The organism is Maricaulis sp., from assembly GCF_048269565.1.
Lineage (GTDB): Bacteria > Pseudomonadota > Alphaproteobacteria > Caulobacterales > Maricaulaceae > Maricaulis.
This window is the reverse complement of sequence record NZ_JBLXIK010000004.1, coordinates 247,263-264,463: the sequence shown is the minus strand read 5'-3', so window position 1 is coordinate 264,463 and position 17,201 is coordinate 247,263. Positions and strand designations below refer to the sequence as shown.

Sequence of the window (17,201 nt, the reverse complement as noted above, 5' to 3'; positions counted from 1 at the left end):
ATTCACGCGGCATGGCTGGATCAGGCTTGCGCCCATTGTCCAATATTCCCCACTGCTGCCTCCCGTAGGAGTCTGGGCCGTGTCTCAGTCCCAGTGTGGCTGATCATCCTCTCAGACCAGCTATAGATCGTAGCCTTGGTGAGCCATTACCTCACCAACAAGCTAATCTAACGCGGGCCGATCTTTTGGCGATAAATCTTTCCCCCGAAGGGCACATTCGGTATTACACCCAGTTTCCCGGGGCTATTCCGAACCAAAAGGTACGTTCCCACGCGTTACTCACCCGTCTGCCGCTCCCACCGAAGTGGGCGCTCGACTTGCATGTGTTAAGCCTGCCGCCAGCGTTCGTTCTGAGCCAGAATCAAACTCTCAGGTTGAGTTTCGATCCCGACATCGCATGGCATTTCAAAGTTCAACGGGATTGTGGTTCCATTCAGGCCAACCCGAAGGCTGACCAAAACGAAACTTAAATCGTCGTAGAAAAACGCTTCAGCGTTATCGGTCTCTATGGTGGTCTGACCCACCGCAGAGCGCCGCCGCCTGCGTTTCTCTTTCCAATCAACAATGTCAAAGAGCAGAACCGTCAACAACTTCCGTCGTTTAGGTCCGCGCCAGGCCGATCACCTGGGGCGATCTTTCCGGCTAAGGAGGGCGGGGTTTAGGCCGCCCGGCATTCCGTGTCAACTGCTGTTTCAGTACCGTCTGCAGTGCGATGGAGCCGACCGTTTCCCTTGCGAGAACACTCATCGGCGTGATCCAGGGTCACACCATTTTCGGAACCGAAAAGCCGAAGCCTTCCCCTCTCTGTTCGGGCCCGATCTGCTGGGCCGCCCCGTTGAGGAGGACGGGGTTTAAGCCGCCCGGTTTTTGAAGTCAAACGCTTATTTCAGGGCTTCTGCAGTTCGTGGCAACCGGATGATTTTCTTTCGAAAATGTCACCGGTCAGATCCAGGATCGAACCATTTCAGCACCGAAAGGCGGAAGCCTTCCCCTCTCTGTTCTGACCCGATTTTCTGGGCCGTCCCGTTGAGGAGGGCGGGGTTTAAGCCGCCCGGTTTTTGAAGTCAAACGCTTATTTCAGGGCCTCTGCAGTTCGTGGAAACCGGATGATTTTCTTGCGAAAATGTCTCCGGTCAGATCCAGGATCGAACCATTTCAGCACCGAAAGGCGAGAGCCTTCCCCTCTCTGTTCTGACCCGATTTTCTGGGCCGTCCCGTTGAGGAGGGCGGGGTTTAAGCCGCCCGGTTTTTGAAGTCAATTCGCTATTCTCAGGAAGTGCAGAAGATGTTTCAGCGGCCAAAACCGGCGAAAAAATTCCCGACCGTCACACTCGAAAGTGGAACGAGTCATCCTTAAAAAGCGACAAGACCTCACATAATAAACAAACGGCGCTGAGGCGCAAGTGGTAAACCGCTGCGCCGGCGCCGTTGGTGAAGCGGGTTCTACAGGATGGCCGGGATAGAGCAACCCCCTGACGGCATTTTGTATCAGTTTTGTGGCAGCAATCGCCGCATCGCCCTTGTCTGGCAGGTACACACGGGACTGCGCCCGGATGCATCAGTGATGGATATAGTTCCGCAGGTCGTCCGTTTCGGCCTCGACCTCGGCGATACGGGCCTTCACCAGGTCGCCGATCGAGACGATTCCAACCACCCGCCCCTGATCCAGCACCGGTAGATGCCGCACGCGTCGTTCGGTCATGCGCACCATGACGGTCTCGGTCAGATCTTCGGGCGCGGCCGTCAGGAATGCGGCGGTGATGGCGCCGGAGATGGGCCGGCCGAGACCGGCGGCGCCATTGAGCGCCAGTTCGCGGATGATATCGCGTTCGCACACCACACCGGTGGGCCTGTCATGGCTGTCGCAGACCAGCAGTGCGCCGATTCCGTGCGAGTCCATCAGCTTGGCCGCCTCGCCCAGGCTGAGCGCCTCATTGATCGAGACGACGTCGCGTCCCTTGCCGCGCAGAATGGAGTCCATATTCATCGCCAGCCCTCCTCGCAGGTGCGGTTGTTTCATACCACAAAACCGGCCGGGGCGCACGCGGTCCCGGGCCCGGGGGCGATGTGAATCAAACAAACATGGACAAGCCCACGGTGCACAGGCACGCTTTTGCGACCGATCTCAGGGGAGAGACATGATGGGATATCGCGCCAGACTGGCCCGCGACCTGGAACGCTGGATTGCCGCCGGATGGGTCGAGGCCAGCCACCGCCCGGCCATTCTCGCCGATGTCGACGCGCAACCGGGACGCTGGAACGCCGCCGGCGCCCTCGCCATTCTCGGGGCCGCCCTGCTGGCGATGTCGGCCCTGAGCTTTGTCGCCGCCAATTGGGATGCGATGCCGCGCCTGCTGCGCTTCGGCACAATTGTGTTGGCGCTGTGGGCCGCCCTGCTCGGCGCCGGCCGCGCCTTCGACCGCGGCGCTCCGGTGATCGGCCACGCCCTGGCCCTGCTGGGCGCGGCCCTGTTCGGTGCCGCCATCATGCTCACCGCGCAGACCTTCAACATGACCTCCTTCCGCAATACAGCCGTCCTCGTCTGGGCCGCGGCGGCCGGGACCATCGCCCTTGTATTGCCCTCGCGCCCGGTGCTGATCCTGGCGACCGGGCTGGGCGCGCTGTGGGCCGGAATGGAAATCTTCACCCCTTATTCACCCGGCATCGTCTGGGGCTATCTTCCGGTCTGGGGCCTGACCGCCACCCTCGCCCACCGGCTCGGCTCGCGCGTCAGCTTCAACCTGCTCTCGCTTGCCCTGTTTGGCTGGATCGCGCATGTCCTGTGGGAGCAGCAATCGGTGCACCGGCTCGACCCGCTGCAGGCCTTCACCGCCGCCATCCTGATTGCCGCCGCGGTCGGGCTCATCGCCGCCCATGCCCGCGACCGCGGCATTGCCGGCGGCGGCGTGCTGGCGGCCTGGGGCATCTCCTTCGCCCTGTTGGGAGCCTATCTGCTGCAATGGCCGCTCGACGGGATTCGCAATTTCACGGCCGAGCATGGCACCGGCCTGTTCAACGCCATCGCGGCGCTGGCCGTGGTCACGATCGCGCTTGCTTCCTGGCGCCGGGTCGCCACGGGTGATGCCGGCTGGACCACCGCCCTCGCCTACCTCGCCGCCGGCCTGGTGGCGGCGATGATTCCCGCCCTCGTCAGCGCCGCCGGACCGGAGATGCTGTTCGCGGTGCGCATCCTGATCGGCGCGATATTCTACGGTCTGTGCGTGGCGATGATCGTGCAGGGCACACGGCCCGGCCGCTCCTTTGTCGGCGGGCTGGGAATCGCCGGCTTCGTGCTGCAGACGCTTTATGTCTATGCCGAGACCTTCGGCGGCCTGCTCGATACGGCGCTCTTCTTCCTGCTGGGGGGCGCGATTCTCTTCGGTCTCAGCCTCGGCCTGTTGCGCCTGCGCCGGCAACAGGTCGCCGCACCGCCGCCCGCGCCGTCGACGGAGGACGCATCATGAAGATCACCGCGCGCCTCGCCCTGATCGCCGCCGCGATGACGGCCTTTCTCGGCTTTCTCGTCGTCAATCACGCCACAGCCCGGGCCCATGGTACCGAAGTCGTGCTCGATGTCCGCGGCTATGATCCGCGCGATATCTTCCTGGGCCATTTCAGCATGATCACCACCGAGCTGCAGTCGCTCGATGCGAGCGAGCTTACGGACGAGGACGCGTTCAAGGCCGGCGATGCGCTCTATGTCACGCTGGAACCGGGCGAGGACGGCAACTGGCATCCGGTCTCGTTGCAGACGCGTCAGCCCGACAGCGGCGTCTTCATCCACGGCTTCGTCCGCTCGAGCCATACGATCGACTCAGAATGGACCGACCCTCAGACCGGTGATCGCCTCAACGAGCCCCGCCCCGTCCACCGTGTCATGGTGTACGGCGTGTACAATATCGAGCGTTATTACGCCTCGCGTGAGCTGGCCCTGGCCTTCGAGCGGCGGCTGCGCGAACTCGATCCCGATGGCGATAATGGTGTGCGGCTGATCCTGTCGCTGTCGCCAGACGGCAACGCGATCATCAAGGGCTTCGAAATTGACGGCGTGCGCCAGCTGGACCGGCTGTGGTGATCAGGCGCTGAAGCGCCCGCCGTCGCCGCCATCCCGGCCCTGGCCTTCGCCGAATGTCGCCAGGGCGAGCGGGAATAGCAGCGCGCCGGCCACCGTGCCGCCGATATGTCCGGCCCAGCTGATCGGGATCGGCAGCACCATGCCGGTCAGGGCGATCAGGATATTGAAGCCGATCCAGGGCAGCGCCAGGCCGAGCATGCCGCGATAACCGCCGCGCACCCAGCCGGCCGCGGCGATCAGGCCGGAGACGCCGGTCGAGGCACCGCCCATCTGCACGATCCCGTCATGCGGCAACAGCACTTCCAGCGCTGCACCGGCCGCCGCACACATGAAGAAGAAGACCAGGAATCCCGCCGTGCCCCTGATCCCGCCGCCCAGCGCCAGCCCGACGGCACGGCCGGCCCCGATCAGCACCGCCAGATTCATCACCAGGTGCAGCAGGCCGAAATGGATGAAGACGTGCAGCAGCAGCGGCGCGACATGACCGAGCGGCTGTGCCGGCAGGGCCGTGCCGGCCGGACCGCTGATCACCAAGCTGCTGGCCAGGATCCAGCGTCCCGCTTCGGGACTCAGCGCCGTGATGGCCGCACTGGCCAGGATCGCTGTGGCCAGGATCAGGACAGCGGCTGGCATGGCATTGAAGATCGGCGTCCGGATCTGATCGTCCCGTTGCGGCACACTCACCAGTCATTCTCCTCGAAACTCTGGCCCAATCGGGCACTTTCAACGTCTTAACGGAAGGTTTCCCCCAACAGGCGAACGGAGATCGGCCCATTCACCCGCTGGCACGCCCATTGCACATCACCGCTGTGAGAATTGCGTTTTGAAGGACGTGAGACAATGAAAACCCGCAGGATCACGATCGCCCTTGCAACAATCACGGCCATTCTGGCCCCGGCCACCGCGCTGGGCCAGTCGGTCTCGACGACGGCTCAGTGGGAGCGCCCCTATGGCGTTGCCAGCGGTCAGGAGACCCAGGCGTGGTCCGGAGCAAGCTCCAGTGCGGGCGCTGCCGCCAGCGCCGGCGCGGCGAGCCGTTCGACGGCGGGCAATCGCGTCATCATTGACGGCGTGATCCAGACCGGCGTCGGCGTCTCCTCCCATGGCGGCCTGTTCGGCGGCGGGGTCGGGTCCGGCGCCACCGCGATCGGCAACCAGCTCAATGTCAATGTAAGCGGCCAGTACAACACCGTGATCGTCAATTCGACCCAGATCAATAATGGCGACATCAACGCCAGTGCCCAGTCCGACGGCAATGTGAGTAGCGATAATGATTAAAGCCAAACTCCTCCTCGCCTCGCTGGCGAGCGTTCTTGCCCTGACCGGCTGCGCGTCGACAGACCGCTCCGGCCCCGACGGCAATTACGTGACGCCGATCGGCAATTCGCCGGTGACGCCCAATCCGACGCCCTATTCCGAAGCGCTGGTTTGCCTGGCCAATTACGCCCGGGCCCATAATCTGCGCTCGCCGCGGGTCGCGGTCGGGCGGTTGTCGGACTATACCGGCCGCGCCTCGCTGGAAGGCGGCGCCGCCATCACCCAGGGCGCGTCCCTGATGGCGATCTCGGCCTTCTCGAAAGCCGGCATCCGCCTGGTCGAGCGTTTCGACACCTCGATTTCCGAGCTCGAGCTGCGCTATGCCAATAATTCCCTGATCGGCAATGCCGACGGCACCCAGCGCGAGATCCGCGCCGCCTCCCTGCCCGGCTCCGATTACAATCTGGTCGGCGGCATCACCGAGCTCAATTACAATATCCGCTCCTCGGGCACCGACGTGCTGGCCGGCGACCGGATCGACAGCGATCCGACGGGCCTGTTCTCCCGCCGCATGTGGGTGATGAATATCGGCCTCGACCTGCGTCTCAACGAGACCCAGACCATGGAGACCGTTGACGTCATTTCCTACCAGAAACAGATCATCGGTCGCGAGATCAGCGCCGGCGTCTTCGCCTTCTGGGGCGATGCTGTCGTCGACATCTCGGCCGGCGGCCGCTCGCTCGAGCCGGTCCAGCTGGCCGTGCGCACCGTGATCGAACGCGCCGTGCTTGAAATTTCCGCCCAGCTTTACGGCGTCGATCCGTCGGCGGCGTGTGCCTATAGCGACCCGATCGGCGGCGGCGTCAGCAGCGGACCAACCAATACGACCGGCGGGATCAATATCGCCACGGCCTATGGCTCCAGGGAGACCTCCAATGTCCAAATGCGTGAGAGTGTGGATCATGGCCACGAGCGCCGCGATGACAGTGTCCGCACCTATCTTCGCGGACGATACGACTGAGGTCCTCAACGGCCAGCTCAATCTCGATGCCGCGATCTCGGTGATCGCCAATGGTGACACGCCCGAGGCCCATACCGCGACGATGACCGCGATCGGCATGGCCAATGCCGTGACCGGTGATTTCGCCACAGCGCACGATGTCGACAGCGAGCAGACCTTCTCCGGTTCGGTCGCCACCTCGGCGACGACGACGGCGGGAATCATCCACGGCACCGCGATCACGACCTCCTCGGCGATCGGCAATTCGGCCAGTCTGATCAATGACGAGACGATGGATGCAACGGCGAGCCAGACTGCGCTCGACGGCTCCAGCGTCAGCTCGACGGCCCGCCTCAATGTCTCCAATTATGCCATGAGCTCGGTCACCACGGCGACGGCGAGCGCCAATGCCTATGGCTCGGTGTCTTATGGCGGCGACAATACGCTCGACCTGCGCCAGGATTCCGGCGCCGATGTCAGCGCCGACAGCTATGTCCTCGCCAATGGCGGCGGGCTCGGCTGGTCGGCCTCGACGGTCGCCGCGGCCAATGGCAATTCGGCCTCGATCGAGGGTTACTACATGTATCCCTCCCACATCGTCGATCTCGACCAGGACAATCGCGGCAATGTCGGCGCCAGCGCCAGCCTCGAGGCCGGCGGCGGGGCCGAGGAAACCCAGATCATCGCCTCGGCGAATGGCAATTCGGCCTGGATGCAGAACGAGAATGGCTATGCCCACATGCAGGGCAGCCAGGACAATGCCGGCCAGGTCGATGCGGAAGCCAGCGCCGATATCGGCAATTTCGACATTGATGTCGTCACGCTCTCGGCCGAGGGCGTCGGCAATTCGGCCGTCATCTCCAATATCGGCGCCGATGCCTTTATGGGCCTGGACCAGACCAATGATGGCGCCGTCAACGCGGCGACGACCTTCACCGGCGGTGCCGGCGGGGTCGCGCTGGCCTCGGCGACGGCCTTCGGCAATGCGGCCACCACTTATGTCTGTTCGGAATGCCCGGTCACCGCCTATGGCAATATGAACCAGACCAATAATGCCGCCATCAGCTCGGTGGTGACCGGCCAGATGACCAGCGGCTCCATGCTGTCGGGCACCGCGACCGCGATCGGCAACAGCGCCACCTTCCAGAGCATCAATCCCTATTCCAGCGACTGATCCACGATCAGTACCGCAGGATGGGTGGAGGCCCCGGACTTGGGGGAGTCCGGGGCCTTTTCCTGCCCGCCTGCAGCAAAATCTCCACGCGGCAAGCCGCTGGAGGGATGGGGTCGTCATCAGGCGGGATGCACGGGAAGATCCGTTGAACCCTTGTCTCATTAAGCGCTTTAGTGAAAATCCGGTCCGCCGGATCTTCCCGCACGCGATGTTTTTACGAAGGCCGCGACTTGTCTTATCTGTCCAATTCCAAGCCTGCCGGTCCGGCGGGGCCAGTGGCCACGCCCTCACCATCGTGTGGGGCAGAGCCCGCCGGGGTGTAACACCCGGTCTTGCCTCCGCCCATTGATGCCCCTGCCTGTCACGTCCCGGCCTTGGCCGGTACAAGGGTCTGGTCACCGTCAGTGAGTGAACCTCCAGGATCGCCGTCTGTCTCCTTCGCTCTTTCATGGACCGGACCGTTACTCCCGGCCCACTCGAGGCACCGCACCCCAGCCACATCACCAGACGGTCTAGAAACGCCCCGCTCGGCTGAAGATGGGGCGATTATGCGCGGGGATGGAGGGGGTGGGGATAAGTTGGCCCAGACCTCGTCATCCTGACGCAAGTCAGGACCTCGACAGACCGGGCTCCGCACTTGTCGCGTCGAGGTCCCGGCGTTCGCCGGGATGACGTGGGATGATTGTGCAAGGGCGGGGATTAGTGCCAGCTGACGAGCGTGCCCGCCCCTCAGGCAACCTCGCCGCCGAGCACGGCATCATCCGCCGTGGTCAGCAGGATGATCGCGCCGGCCGCATTGGGCACGCCGAGGATCAGCACTTCGGAGAGGAAGCCGGCGATATTGCGCGGCGGCATGTTGACGACACACACGACGCGCCGCCCGACCAGCTCCTCGCGGGCATAATTGGTGATCTGGGCGCTCGACCAGCGCGTCCCGAAATCCCCGAAATCAACGCACAGCTTGTAGGAGGGATTGCGCGCCTTGGGGAATTCCAGCGCCTCGACAATCCGGCCCAGCCGCATCTCCACCCGGGCAAAATCATCATATACGATCTGGGCTTTGGTCATAACGCGCGTCCTGCGAGGTTGGTTTTCGCAGAGATAGGCGCTTGCGCGAGGGAAATCACCCCCTGTTCGGAGCATTCCGGAGCGTTTGGCATTTCCATGATAAATCAAATAATTGTCATCCCTGACGGATGCCCCGCGAAGGCGGGGCGCAGATCAGGGACCCAGATGCGCCATGGTGGAGCCTTTCACGCGCGGCCGGTGAAGCTGGCGGAGATTTGTCGGGCGTCTGGGTCCCTGATCTACGCCCGGATCGCTGACGCATCCGGGCATCCGTCAGGGATGACAACGCGTTGTAATATTGGGTCGGAGATGAGGCCGCCACGCGGGCCACACTCAGGGCAAATCGACCACGATAGCGTCCGACCGAAACAACACCTGATCGAGCTTGCCAGCTGTGTGGCCGGCAATCGGATATGGCGGCGGCGCATTGAGGATTTGGTCGCAATAATACCCTGGGACTTCCAGCGAAACCTGATAGTGGCCGCCGGCAACCAGTTCGTATTGCTCAGCCATGACGGGCCGAATCGGAACGGTCATACCCGGCTGCAGGATCACAATTCGTTCCGGGCCGGGCAATGGGAGGCCCGGCATCAGGTCGACCTTCTGCCCCGCTTCATCAACCACGACCAAAATATCGGACTCGTGGACACCAACGGGGAGCATGTCGTTGGGGATGCACACCGCACGATGATCTGAATTGGTAATTGTGGCCGAAAGCACAACCAGCCCCGGCGCAACACGAAGGACCTCAAACCGTGTGATGTCCTGCATGACGATTTCCGGAGCCCGTGTCTGGGCACATCCGGCAAGGGCGAGATATCCGCAGGCCAGTGCGAGCGCCAGAAGGGATTTAGATGCGCTCACTGACGACACCCCGCCATGATCTCAAACGACCGCAGCCGCGCCGCGTGCTCATAGACATCCGACACCACAATCAACTCATCCGCGCCGGTCCGTGCCACCAAAGCCTCGATGCCAGCCTTCACCGTCTCCGGGCCGCCATGGATGGAACAGATCATCATCTGGGTGACATGGGCCTTTTCGGCGGACGACCAGTAGCGGTCGATATCGTCGATGGGCGGACGGGAGAGGCCCGGGGTGCCGCGGATGAGGTTGGTGAAGCTCATTTGCTGGGTGGTGGCGAGGCGGCGGGCCTCTTCGTCACTGTCGGCGGCGACGATATTGACGCCGACCATGGCGTGAGGCCGCTCCAGCTGGGCGGAGGGTTTGAAGCGGGCGCGGTAGGCCTCCAGCGCCGGCATCAGGGCGGCGGGAGCGAAGTGGGAGGCGAAGGCATAGGGCAGGCCGAGCTCGGCGGCGAGGCCGGCGCCGAACAGGCTGGAGCCGAGAATCCACAGCGGCACCTCGGTGCCGGCACCGGGAATCGCCTGCACCGCCTGGCCGGGCCGCGAGGGGGCGAGCCAGGCCTGCAGCTCCTGCACATCCTGGGGGAAGCGGTCATCCGAGCCGGGCGCACGGCGCAGGGCCTGGACGGTGCGCTGATCGGTGCCCGGTGCTCGGCCGAGGCCGAGATCGATGCGCCCCGGATATAGGCTGGCCAGCGTGCCGAATTGTTCCGCAATGATATAGGGCGCGTGATTGGGCAGCATGATGCCACCCGCGCCGACGCGGATCGTGCTCGTGCCGGCGGCGATATGGGCGATGGCGAGCGATGTGGCCGCGCTGGCAATGCCTGCAAAATTATGGTGCTCGGCCAGCCACATCCGCTTGAAACCCCACGTCTCCGCATGCACGGCGACATCGCGCGCATGGTCGAGCGCGGTGCGGACATCGCCGGTGTCGGTGATGCGGGCGAGTTCGAGAATGGAGAGCGGGGTCATGGGGGCGGGCCTTCCGGGCGGTCTTTGTCGGCTGAAGGTAATCACTGTTCGGCCGGTTGGTGAAGCGGTGCCGGGCGCGGGCGGCTACGCACAATACTCATCGTCATCCCGGCGAAGGCCAGGACCTCGACATCGCAGGCTGCGCCCTTGTCGGCTCGAGGTCCTGACTTGCGTCAGGATGACGAGAATTATTGTTTTTGCTTTGAGAACTCGCCGCGCGCGGCCGCAACATCGCCGGCGAGGCCGGGCCTGTATGACCTGGGTTGGTGATCGCCATTGCAGACGCGTATCGGATCAGCAAGCGAGCACTTGAACCGCCGCTGGCGAGGTGACAACGATATCTGTCGTCCACATCACGAGCCCCGCCATGCCCCTCGCCCGCCCGGTCTATCGCTTCAATGCCGCCATCGTGCGGGAACCCTCGGCGTCTGTGGTGAAGGGGCTTCGCGCTGTCGACCATGGTGATCCCGATTATGACGGTGTCGCGGCGGAACATGCCGCTTATGTCGAGGCGCTGGAGGCGGCCGGGCTGGCCGTGACGGTGCTGCCGCCGCTGGAAGCCTTTCCCGATTCGATCTTCGTTGAGGATCCGGCGCTGGTGTTTTCAGCCGGCGCGATCCTGCTGCGGCCGGGCAATGCTGCCCGGCGCGGCGAGACAGCCCAGCTGGCACCGGTGCTGAAGCGGCGATTCGAGACGGTGCTGGAGATGGCCGGCACAGGCTTCGCCGATGGCGGCGATATCCTGGTGACGCCCGACCGGGTGTTGATCGGCCTGTCGGCGCGCACCAATGCAGCGGGCGCCGGCGCACTCGGCGCCTGTCTCACCCGTCTGGGCCTGGCCTCGAAGACTGTCACGACCCCGCCCGGCGTGTTGCATTTCAAGACAGATTGCGCGCTGATCGAGGAGAACTGCGTCCTCACGACGGCACGTCTCGCGGCCTCGGGCGTGTTTGACGGGCTGGAAACCCTGATCACGCCCGAGGGCGAGGAGGCGGCGGCCAATGCCCTGCGCCTCAATGATGTCGTGCTGGCAGGGTCACAATTCCCGCGCACGATCGAAATGCTGGACCAGGCGGGCTATAATGTGGTGCCGCTGGCCACCGAGCAGATCGGCCGAATCGATGCCGGCCTGTCCTGCATGTCACTGCGCTGGTTCGACGAAACGCTGGACGGCTGAGCCGAAGGCAAAAAAAGGCCCCGGTCTTGTGAACCGGGGCCAGGCCATGCCGAGTGGGCATGTGAGTGTCTTGTTTTCGATCAGCGATAGCCGCCGACGCCGCCATCGAGCATCAGCGTCATCGAGACCAGGCGCATGCTTTCGCTTTCGCGCTCATAGCGGACCTGTTCGGTGTAGTGTTCCTCGCGGCGCATGAAGACCAGCTTGGTGCCGGGGCCATACATGCGCAGCAGCGAGCGCTCGTTACAATTGCGGCGCGGCTCCTGGGCGGAGCAGACCAGCGTTCCGCCCGGGCTGTGACGCAGGGCCTCGCCCTTGCGGCACATGATGGTCGGCGCGTCCGTCCAGTTGTCCTGGCCATCCTGGCGCCAGCCGATCGTCACCTGCATCGCGGTCCCGGCAACACAGCGATAGACCTCGCCGTCATAGGTCGCAGCGACCCGGTCGCCATTGTCCACGCGCGAGGCAGGATGCGGCGTGCCGGTATCATCGACACAGACAGCGCGCACCAGGCGCCATTCCTCGACCCAGCGCGAACGTTGTTCCTCGCGGAATTCGTATTCGGCCTCGCGCTCGAGCCCGGCGACATTCAGCCCGGTGATCGCGGTGGCTGCCGGTGCGGAGGCGTAGGGTGAATAGCTGCCGCCACCGATATAGGTGACCGAGCCGGCGCCCGCGCGCGACGCGGAGCCCGCACCGGCCGTGGCCGTGGAGGTGGCGCTGGAGGAGGCATCGACATTCGTGGTCACATTGGTGTTGACGTTGACGCGCGTCGAGACATTGACCCCGACATTGATATTGCCGCCATGGATATTGATATTGGGCACGTTGACCGTATGTCCGCCGCCATGATCGCAACACGAGGTCGGTGGCGGTGCTGGCGTACAGCAATCCTGCGCCACCGCGCTGACCGAAGCGGCCGGAGCGATACACAAAACGAAGGCGAAACTCGCCAGAATGGTAAAACCGTGCCGGGCTGATACGCGCATGGCCATGCTCCTTCTATCCTGGGACCGGTCTTGCAAACCCCGGGCCGTTTTCCCCGCAGAGGCGATTCCCGCGATTGGCGAGCGTGACCAGGGTGTTTCTCCAGCCGCTTGCATGGCCCCGATCTTGAAACCTCTCCGCCAAGCCGGCACGGCAATCGCGCCGCCGGGTGATGTGACCGCAGTGTCAGGAGAGTGGAATGCGCCACGCGCAATCGAAAGCCCTGCATGCCTATTGGCAGGCCCGCCGATTCGGCGGCGCGGCGCCATACCGGGCTGATATCGAGCCACAGGATATTGCCGCCCTGCTCGGTCATGTCTTCATTCTGGGGCGGATCGATCCGCAACATCACGTGTTCCGGCTGGCGGGCACCAGCCTGTGCGAGCTGTATCAGCGTGAATTTCGCGACCAGAATTTCCTCAGCCTGTGGCGCGGTCATGACGCCGCCCATATCGAGGCCGTGCTGGAAGCCTCGCTCGGCGGTGTATCGCCGGCCTCTGTAATTGCGCGCGCGACAACGATGGACATGCACCAGATCCAGGTCGAGATCTGCTTCCTGCCGCTGCGCGGCCCGGAAGGCCTGGTCGACCGCACCCTGGGCCTGTTCCAGCCCCTCGAGGCTGCCGATTCGCTCAACGGACGGCCGATTCTGCGCACCAGCCTGCGGGAAGTGCGCCCGCCGGCCAATCCCGGCATCCTGTTTCCGCCGCAGCCCGGCCGGGATCCGCGTCTTTCCGTGATGATCGCAAACGACCAGTAGTTGAAAACACTTCTTAACCGCTTGGCCCTATCTTGCCCGCTTGCAGGAGGTGGACGCCATGCAGCAGGACACAGGCCGGTTAGACCGCCGCAAGATCAAGATCGCCGCCCGCGGTGCCCAGGAAAGGCGCCGTCACACGCGCGTGCCGCTACAGCTTCATGGCCGGTTCTGGTCGGAAACGCTGGGTGAGCACGCCTGCCGGCTGCTGGATATCTCGCCGGGCGGCGCCCGGGTGACATCGCGCACCATGCCGGCGGCGAATACCCGCATCGTGCTGATGATCTCCAGCATTGGCCGCATCGAGGGCACGATTGTCCGCGCCGAAGGCGAGGAATTCTCGATCCGCTTCAATGCGACATCGCGCAAGCGCGACAAGCTCGCCGACACCATTACCTGGCGCTTCAACAAGGACCGGCTCGGTCTGGAAGAGGATCGTGCCGCCGCGCGCAAGCCGGGACGTGGCCGCGCGCGCATCCTGCTCAATGACGGTGTGGTGATCCAGGCGAATGTGATCGATGTCTCGGTTTCCGGCGCCGCCTTCGAGTGTCTGGAAAGGCCGCGCCTGGGCGAATTGCTACGTGTGGGTGAAATGACAGGATGTGTGGCTCGCATTCTGGACAATGGCTTCGCGGTCGTGTTCGATCCCCCGGACGCAGATAAGAAGAGTAGCGAAGCCGCCTGATCACCCCCCGATCGTACTTGAGTCGCGTTTCCCCGGTAAAAACGCCGAGTCGGCCTGATTCTTGCCGTATCCGTGGAATAGAAAGTACTTGTGCAAGTGCGAGAGAGAACCGATATGCCTCGCGATGACGGAATCGCAATGTCCTGGTTTGTAAAAGTCGAAGGCCGTGTTTACGGCCCCTATACCCCGCCGCAGATGAAGGCTTTCGTCAGCGAGGGCCGGATTGCGGCCCATTCCCAGGTCTCCAATGCCCGCGATGAAGGCTGGTGCGCCGCCTCTGAAGTCGAGGAATTCACCACCTGGCTCGCGGCGAATGCCGGCGGCCCTGCCCCGGAAAAGCGTGTCACAGCAGGCGTTCGCCCGGCGAACTTCGTCATCGTGACGGAAATCCAGTCCGAAGCCGGTCCCGAATTCCGCAACGCCCTGACCGCCTATGGCGAGCTGGAACAGATCACGCCGGGCACCTGGCTGCTGCGCGGGCCGACCACGGCCGCCGTGCTGCGCAATGAGCTCAGCCACATTCTCGATCGCGATGATCGCCTGCTGATTATCGACGCCACCCATGATCGCGCCGCCTGGTTCAATCTGGGACGCGATGCCGACGAAAACATCCGCAATCTCTGGGGCCGCGCCAACTAGAGCATTTTCAGCAAAAGTGGGAACCGGTTTTGCGGTTCGAAAATGCGACCGCTCAAAAACCTGAGCCGCTTCACCATTTTCCATCTGATGAATCGGCTTCAGACACGGTTTCCAGGCCGGATCGAATCAGTCGATTCGGCGCAGCTCGGCTTTGTGGCGTTTCCAGTTCTCGACATAATGATCGGCGGAGGCCTTCAAAATCTCCGCCATGTCCTCGCCCAGCGTCTTCATGACGCGGCCCGGCGAGCCGACGACGAGTGAATTATCGGGGATGACCTTGCCCTCGGTGATCAATGTGTGGGCACCGATAATGCAGTTTTTCCCGATCACCGCCCCGTTGAGGATAGTCGAGCCGATCCCGATCAGCGAATAGTCGCCGATCGTGCATCCGTGCAACATCACCCGGTGCCCAATGGTCACGCCCTTGCCGATCGTCAGCGGCGCGCCGACATCGGTGTGCAGGACCGAGAGATCCTGGACATTGGAATCCTCACCGATTTCAATCGGATCATTGTCCCCGCGCACCACCGCGCCATACCAGACACTGGCATTCTCGCGCAGGATCACACGTCCCATCACGCTGGCATCGGGGGCGACCCAATACTGGTCATCGCCCGGAAGTTCCGGCCGGGAATCACCCAACGCATAAATGGCCATGTCTGTCTCCCTGAAGAATTCGATGAAATTTTCGCGACGCGCGCGTTGAGATTTGATTCATCACGCTACACTCACACTGTAGCTGCGATTCGGGGCGCTGCCTCGCAATCGTTTCGGTAACGCCGGACGGAAGGCCTGATCAGACGTCATGGACAGTCTGCACCCCAGCCCGCCAGAAACTGGTGCCCCACGGCCCTGCCTGCCGGATTCGTCCGAATCATTCCCGTCGCAAGCTATTTGTTGCCCCTCTGCCTTCGGCCGAGGGGTTTTTCATGTGTGGAGAGCCCTGCCATGACCAAGCGTATCGTCAAACGTCGCACCCGGACCGGTGAATTCAATTCGGCACATTACCAGACAGAGGAGACCAAGGTTCGCGCCCTTTTCCCGGGAACCAACTGGACGCCCGAAACGCGCGATCCCATGCGCGACCAGAGATACGTCAAGAATGTCAAACCCCGCTCGGAGGGCCAGGCGGTCCTGATGAAGGCCGTCGACGAGCACAATCTCGTGCTGGCGCTCGGGCCGGCCGGCACCGGCAAGACCTATCTCGCCGTCGCCAAGGCGGTCGAGGCGCTCGAATCGGGACAGGTCAGCCGCATCGTGCTCTCACGCCCCGCTGTCGAGGCCGGCGAATCGATCGGCTTTCTGCCCGGCGCCATGGAGGAGAAGCTCGCCCCCTATCTGCGCCCGCTCTACGACGCCCTCGCCGACCGGCTGTCGCCGAAACGCCTGCAGGCGATGATGGCCGAGGGCCTGATCGAGATCGCCCCGATCGGCTATATGCGCGGCCGCACGCTCAATAATGCCTTCGTTGTCGTCGACGAGGCGCAGAACTGCACCTATGTGCAGCTGAAAATGCTGCTCACTCGGCTCGGCTGGAACGCGACCATGGTCGTCACCGGCGATCCGGCGCAATCGGATCTCCTGCCCGGCATGTCCGGACTGGGAATCATCGCCGACAAGCTGGAACCGCTCGAGGATATCGCCGTCTGCCGCCTGGCAGCGGAGGACATCGTACGCCATCCGCTGGTGGCGACGATGCTGACGGTGCTCTGAGGCAGATTCGAAACGGGCATCTGGACGGCGCGGCTCTCATGGGCCGCGCCGTTTTGGGTCAGGCCGGGGTTTCAGCGCCTGGATCGGCTGTAGCGCCCGGCGGTTCAGCGCCGCCCGCCCCGGCTGGCTCAGCGCCGGCAGCGGGTGCGGCAGCCGGCTCATCCGATGTTTCCCGCGCCGCCTGGTCGACCAGGGAGGAGCGGAAGTCGGCCCCGAACTCGATCCCGCACTGACGGTGATAGTTGCCGAGCTCTGCCGCGAGCACCGCGAGCTGGGCCGTCCCGCCCTCGGCCTCGTCCATTCGGGCCAGCAAAGCGATTCGCGATTGTTCCCGCGAGGTCAGGGCGGCCCGGCGCAATTCGCGGATATCCTCCCCGTCAAACACCGTCTGTTCCAGCGCAGAGCGAGAGCCCGTGAGGAAGGAGGCCACACCGCCGAGCACGCGGCCGCTGCGATCCGGCGTTGCCAGAGGCACGGCTCCCGACGCGGCCAGCGCGCCCAGTTGCAGCGCGGATACGGATTGATTGCGCACAACGATCACGCGTTCAAAATAATGGTCGCAGATCAGGTCTGACTTCGAAATCAAGATGCCGGCGATTGCGCCATCTGTTCGATTGCGAAGTTCTTCCAGGTCCGCACTGCGAGACCGGGCCGAAATAAGTTCGTACCAGGGAATGGTTTCCTGGCCCGCCGCCGGTACCAGACCGGTATAATGCCGGTATTCGGCTGGACTGAAGGTGATCGCGGGAAGCGCGGACGGCGCAAGTTCGCCATTCCGCTGGGTCATGCAGCCTGTCAGCGACACCGTGATCAAGATTAACAGGGATA

General features: G+C 63.6%; 18 protein-coding genes and 1 rRNA gene. 10 read left to right on the top strand and 9 right to left on the bottom strand.

The annotated features are described in order from the left end of the window. Together ACN0YL_RS10555 and ACN0YL_RS10550 are read right to left on the bottom strand one after the other, a co-directional pair. Nucleotides 1–377 (bottom strand): 16S ribosomal RNA (locus ACN0YL_RS10555); the annotation flags it as partial. Nucleotides 378–1,558: 1,181 nt separating this feature from the next. After that, nucleotides 1,559–1,987, bottom strand: a complete 429-nt coding sequence (locus tag ACN0YL_RS10550) for a CBS domain-containing protein (RefSeq protein WP_417497949.1) — start codon at nucleotides 1,985–1,987, stop codon at nucleotides 1,559–1,561. A 151-nt stretch (nucleotides 1,988–2,138) separates the two neighbouring features. Between ACN0YL_RS10550 and ACN0YL_RS10545 the strand changes: the two genes are divergently transcribed. Together ACN0YL_RS10545 and ACN0YL_RS10540 are read left to right on the top strand one after the other, a co-directional pair. After that, nucleotides 2,139–3,464, top strand: a complete 1,326-nt coding sequence (locus ACN0YL_RS10545) for a DUF2157 domain-containing protein (RefSeq protein ID WP_417497948.1) — start codon at nucleotides 2,139–2,141, stop codon at nucleotides 3,462–3,464. Further along, nucleotides 3,461–4,075 carry a GDYXXLXY domain-containing protein gene (locus ACN0YL_RS10540; RefSeq protein WP_417497947.1) on the top strand — a complete coding sequence of 205 codons (615 nt, stop codon included), beginning with the start codon at nucleotides 3,461–3,463 and terminating at the stop codon, nucleotides 4,073–4,075. The genes ACN0YL_RS10545 and ACN0YL_RS10540 overlap by 4 nt, the downstream gene beginning before the upstream one ends. Here ACN0YL_RS10540 and ACN0YL_RS10535 read toward each other — a convergent pair whose 3' ends face one another. Continuing rightward, complete coding sequence (locus ACN0YL_RS10535; protein ID WP_417497946.1) at nucleotides 4,076–4,759, bottom strand: rhomboid family intramembrane serine protease; 684 nt, start codon at nucleotides 4,757–4,759, stop codon at nucleotides 4,076–4,078. A 156-nt stretch (nucleotides 4,760–4,915) separates the two neighbouring features. On the opposite strand from ACN0YL_RS10535, the gene hfaA reads away from it, so the two are divergent. From hfaA to hfaD, 3 genes are read left to right on the top strand one after another with little or no spacing between them, the layout of a single operon-like run. Continuing rightward, the gene (gene hfaA, locus ACN0YL_RS10530; protein WP_417310297.1) at nucleotides 4,916–5,353 is read left to right on the top strand and encodes a holdfast anchoring protein HfaA; all 438 of its coding nucleotides are present in this window, start codon (nucleotides 4,916–4,918) and stop codon (nucleotides 5,351–5,353) included. Then, nucleotides 5,346–6,353 (top strand): holdfast anchoring protein HfaB, encoded by a 1,008-nt coding sequence (gene hfaB, locus ACN0YL_RS10525; RefSeq protein WP_417310298.1) that lies wholly within the window; start codon nucleotides 5,346–5,348, stop codon nucleotides 6,351–6,353. Before hfaA ends, hfaB begins: the two co-directional genes overlap by 8 nt. Further along, the gene (gene hfaD / locus ACN0YL_RS10520; protein WP_417497945.1) at nucleotides 6,295–7,506 is read left to right on the top strand and encodes a holdfast anchor protein HfaD; all 1,212 of its coding nucleotides are present in this window, start codon (nucleotides 6,295–6,297) and stop codon (nucleotides 7,504–7,506) included. Before hfaB ends, hfaD begins: the two co-directional genes overlap by 59 nt. A gap of 729 nt (nucleotides 7,507–8,235) precedes the next feature. Here hfaD and ACN0YL_RS10515 read toward each other — a convergent pair. The 3 genes from ACN0YL_RS10515 to ACN0YL_RS10505 form a co-directional block, all read right to left on the bottom strand. Next, nucleotides 8,236–8,574 (bottom strand): tRNA-binding protein, encoded by a 339-nt coding sequence (locus ACN0YL_RS10515; RefSeq protein ID WP_417497944.1) that lies wholly within the window; start codon nucleotides 8,572–8,574, stop codon nucleotides 8,236–8,238. A 333-nt stretch (nucleotides 8,575–8,907) separates the two neighbouring features. Then, nucleotides 8,908–9,438 carry a hypothetical protein gene (locus tag ACN0YL_RS10510; protein ID WP_417497943.1) on the bottom strand — a complete coding sequence of 177 codons (531 nt, stop codon included), beginning with the start codon at nucleotides 9,436–9,438 and terminating at the stop codon, nucleotides 8,908–8,910. Beyond that, the gene (locus ACN0YL_RS10505) at nucleotides 9,435–10,415 is read right to left on the bottom strand and encodes an LLM class flavin-dependent oxidoreductase (protein ID WP_417497942.1); all 981 of its coding nucleotides are present in this window, start codon (nucleotides 10,413–10,415) and stop codon (nucleotides 9,435–9,437) included. The genes ACN0YL_RS10510 and ACN0YL_RS10505 overlap by 4 nt, the downstream gene beginning before the upstream one ends. Nucleotides 10,416–10,782: 367 nt before the next feature. Between ACN0YL_RS10505 and ACN0YL_RS10500 the strand changes: the two genes are divergently transcribed. After that, nucleotides 10,783–11,592, top strand: a complete 810-nt coding sequence (locus tag ACN0YL_RS10500) for an arginine deiminase family protein (protein ID WP_417497941.1) — start codon at nucleotides 10,783–10,785, stop codon at nucleotides 11,590–11,592. 80 nt (nucleotides 11,593–11,672) lie between these two features. Here ACN0YL_RS10500 and ACN0YL_RS10495 read toward each other — a convergent pair whose 3' ends face one another. Beyond that, nucleotides 11,673–12,581, bottom strand: a complete 909-nt coding sequence (locus ACN0YL_RS10495; RefSeq protein WP_417497940.1) for a hypothetical protein — start codon at nucleotides 12,579–12,581, stop codon at nucleotides 11,673–11,675. A 197-nt stretch (nucleotides 12,582–12,778) separates the two neighbouring features. Between ACN0YL_RS10495 and ACN0YL_RS10490 the strand changes: the two genes are divergently transcribed. From ACN0YL_RS10490 to ACN0YL_RS10480, 3 genes are all read left to right on the top strand, one after another. Next, nucleotides 12,779–13,339: a PAS domain-containing protein gene (locus tag ACN0YL_RS10490; protein ID WP_417492761.1), complete on the top strand. Its 561-nt coding sequence runs from the start codon at nucleotides 12,779–12,781 to the stop codon at nucleotides 13,337–13,339. Nucleotides 13,340–13,397: 58 nt separating this feature from the next. After that, nucleotides 13,398–14,021 (top strand): PilZ domain-containing protein, encoded by a 624-nt coding sequence (locus ACN0YL_RS10485; RefSeq protein ID WP_417492762.1) that lies wholly within the window; start codon nucleotides 13,398–13,400, stop codon nucleotides 14,019–14,021. Between the two features lie 138 nt (nucleotides 14,022–14,159). Next, complete coding sequence (locus tag ACN0YL_RS10480; protein WP_417497939.1) at nucleotides 14,160–14,660, top strand: DUF4339 domain-containing protein; 501 nt, start codon at nucleotides 14,160–14,162, stop codon at nucleotides 14,658–14,660. 126 nt (nucleotides 14,661–14,786) lie between these two features. Here ACN0YL_RS10480 and ACN0YL_RS10475 read toward each other — a convergent pair whose 3' ends face one another. Next, on the bottom strand, nucleotides 14,787–15,317 hold the full coding sequence (locus tag ACN0YL_RS10475; protein ID WP_417497938.1) for a gamma carbonic anhydrase family protein: 531 nt from the start codon (nucleotides 15,315–15,317) through the stop codon (nucleotides 14,787–14,789). A 291-nt stretch (nucleotides 15,318–15,608) separates the two neighbouring features. On the opposite strand from ACN0YL_RS10475, the gene ACN0YL_RS10470 reads away from it, so the two are divergent. Next, nucleotides 15,609–16,373, top strand: coding sequence for a PhoH family protein (locus ACN0YL_RS10470; protein ID WP_417497937.1), 765 nt, complete (start codon nucleotides 15,609–15,611; stop codon nucleotides 16,371–16,373). A 58-nt stretch (nucleotides 16,374–16,431) separates the two neighbouring features. On the opposite strand, the gene ACN0YL_RS10465 is transcribed toward ACN0YL_RS10470, so the two are convergent. Then, nucleotides 16,432–17,160, bottom strand: a complete 729-nt coding sequence (locus ACN0YL_RS10465) for a hypothetical protein (protein WP_417497936.1) — start codon at nucleotides 17,158–17,160, stop codon at nucleotides 16,432–16,434. Between the last annotated feature and the right edge of the window lie 41 nt (nucleotides 17,161–17,201).

What these genes read in the sequence shown, in the direction of transcription:
- ACN0YL_RS10550 (WP_417497949.1), bottom strand. Translation starts at nt 1,987, where the DNA reads ATGAATATGGACTCCATTCTGCGCGGCAAGGGACGCGACGTCGTCTCG.
- ACN0YL_RS10545 (WP_417497948.1), top strand. Translation starts at nt 2,139, where the DNA reads ATGATGGGATATCGCGCCAGACTGGCCCGCGACCTGGAACGCTGGATT.
- ACN0YL_RS10540 (WP_417497947.1), top strand. Translation starts at nt 3,461, where the DNA reads ATGAAGATCACCGCGCGCCTCGCCCTGATCGCCGCCGCGATGACGGCC.
- hfaA (WP_417310297.1), top strand. Translation starts at nt 4,916, where the DNA reads ATGAAAACCCGCAGGATCACGATCGCCCTTGCAACAATCACGGCCATT.
- hfaB (WP_417310298.1), top strand. Translation starts at nt 5,346, where the DNA reads ATGATTAAAGCCAAACTCCTCCTCGCCTCGCTGGCGAGCGTTCTTGCC.
- hfaD (WP_417497945.1), top strand. Translation starts at nt 6,295, where the DNA reads ATGGCCACGAGCGCCGCGATGACAGTGTCCGCACCTATCTTCGCGGAC.
- ACN0YL_RS10515 (WP_417497944.1), bottom strand. Translation starts at nt 8,574, where the DNA reads ATGACCAAAGCCCAGATCGTATATGATGATTTTGCCCGGGTGGAGATG.
- ACN0YL_RS10505 (WP_417497942.1), bottom strand. Translation starts at nt 10,415, where the DNA reads ATGACCCCGCTCTCCATTCTCGAACTCGCCCGCATCACCGACACCGGC.
- ACN0YL_RS10500 (WP_417497941.1), top strand. Translation starts at nt 10,783, where the DNA reads ATGCCCCTCGCCCGCCCGGTCTATCGCTTCAATGCCGCCATCGTGCGG.
- ACN0YL_RS10495 (WP_417497940.1), bottom strand. Translation starts at nt 12,581, where the DNA reads ATGCGCGTATCAGCCCGGCACGGTTTTACCATTCTGGCGAGTTTCGCC.
- ACN0YL_RS10490 (WP_417492761.1), top strand. Translation starts at nt 12,779, where the DNA reads ATGCGCCACGCGCAATCGAAAGCCCTGCATGCCTATTGGCAGGCCCGC.
- ACN0YL_RS10485 (WP_417492762.1), top strand. Translation starts at nt 13,398, where the DNA reads ATGCAGCAGGACACAGGCCGGTTAGACCGCCGCAAGATCAAGATCGCC.
- ACN0YL_RS10480 (WP_417497939.1), top strand. Translation starts at nt 14,160, where the DNA reads ATGTCCTGGTTTGTAAAAGTCGAAGGCCGTGTTTACGGCCCCTATACC.
- ACN0YL_RS10475 (WP_417497938.1), bottom strand. Translation starts at nt 15,317, where the DNA reads ATGGCCATTTATGCGTTGGGTGATTCCCGGCCGGAACTTCCGGGCGAT.
- ACN0YL_RS10470 (WP_417497937.1), top strand. Translation starts at nt 15,609, where the DNA reads ATGACCAAGCGTATCGTCAAACGTCGCACCCGGACCGGTGAATTCAAT.
- ACN0YL_RS10465 (WP_417497936.1), bottom strand. Translation starts at nt 17,160, where the DNA reads ATGACCCAGCGGAATGGCGAACTTGCGCCGTCCGCGCTTCCCGCGATC.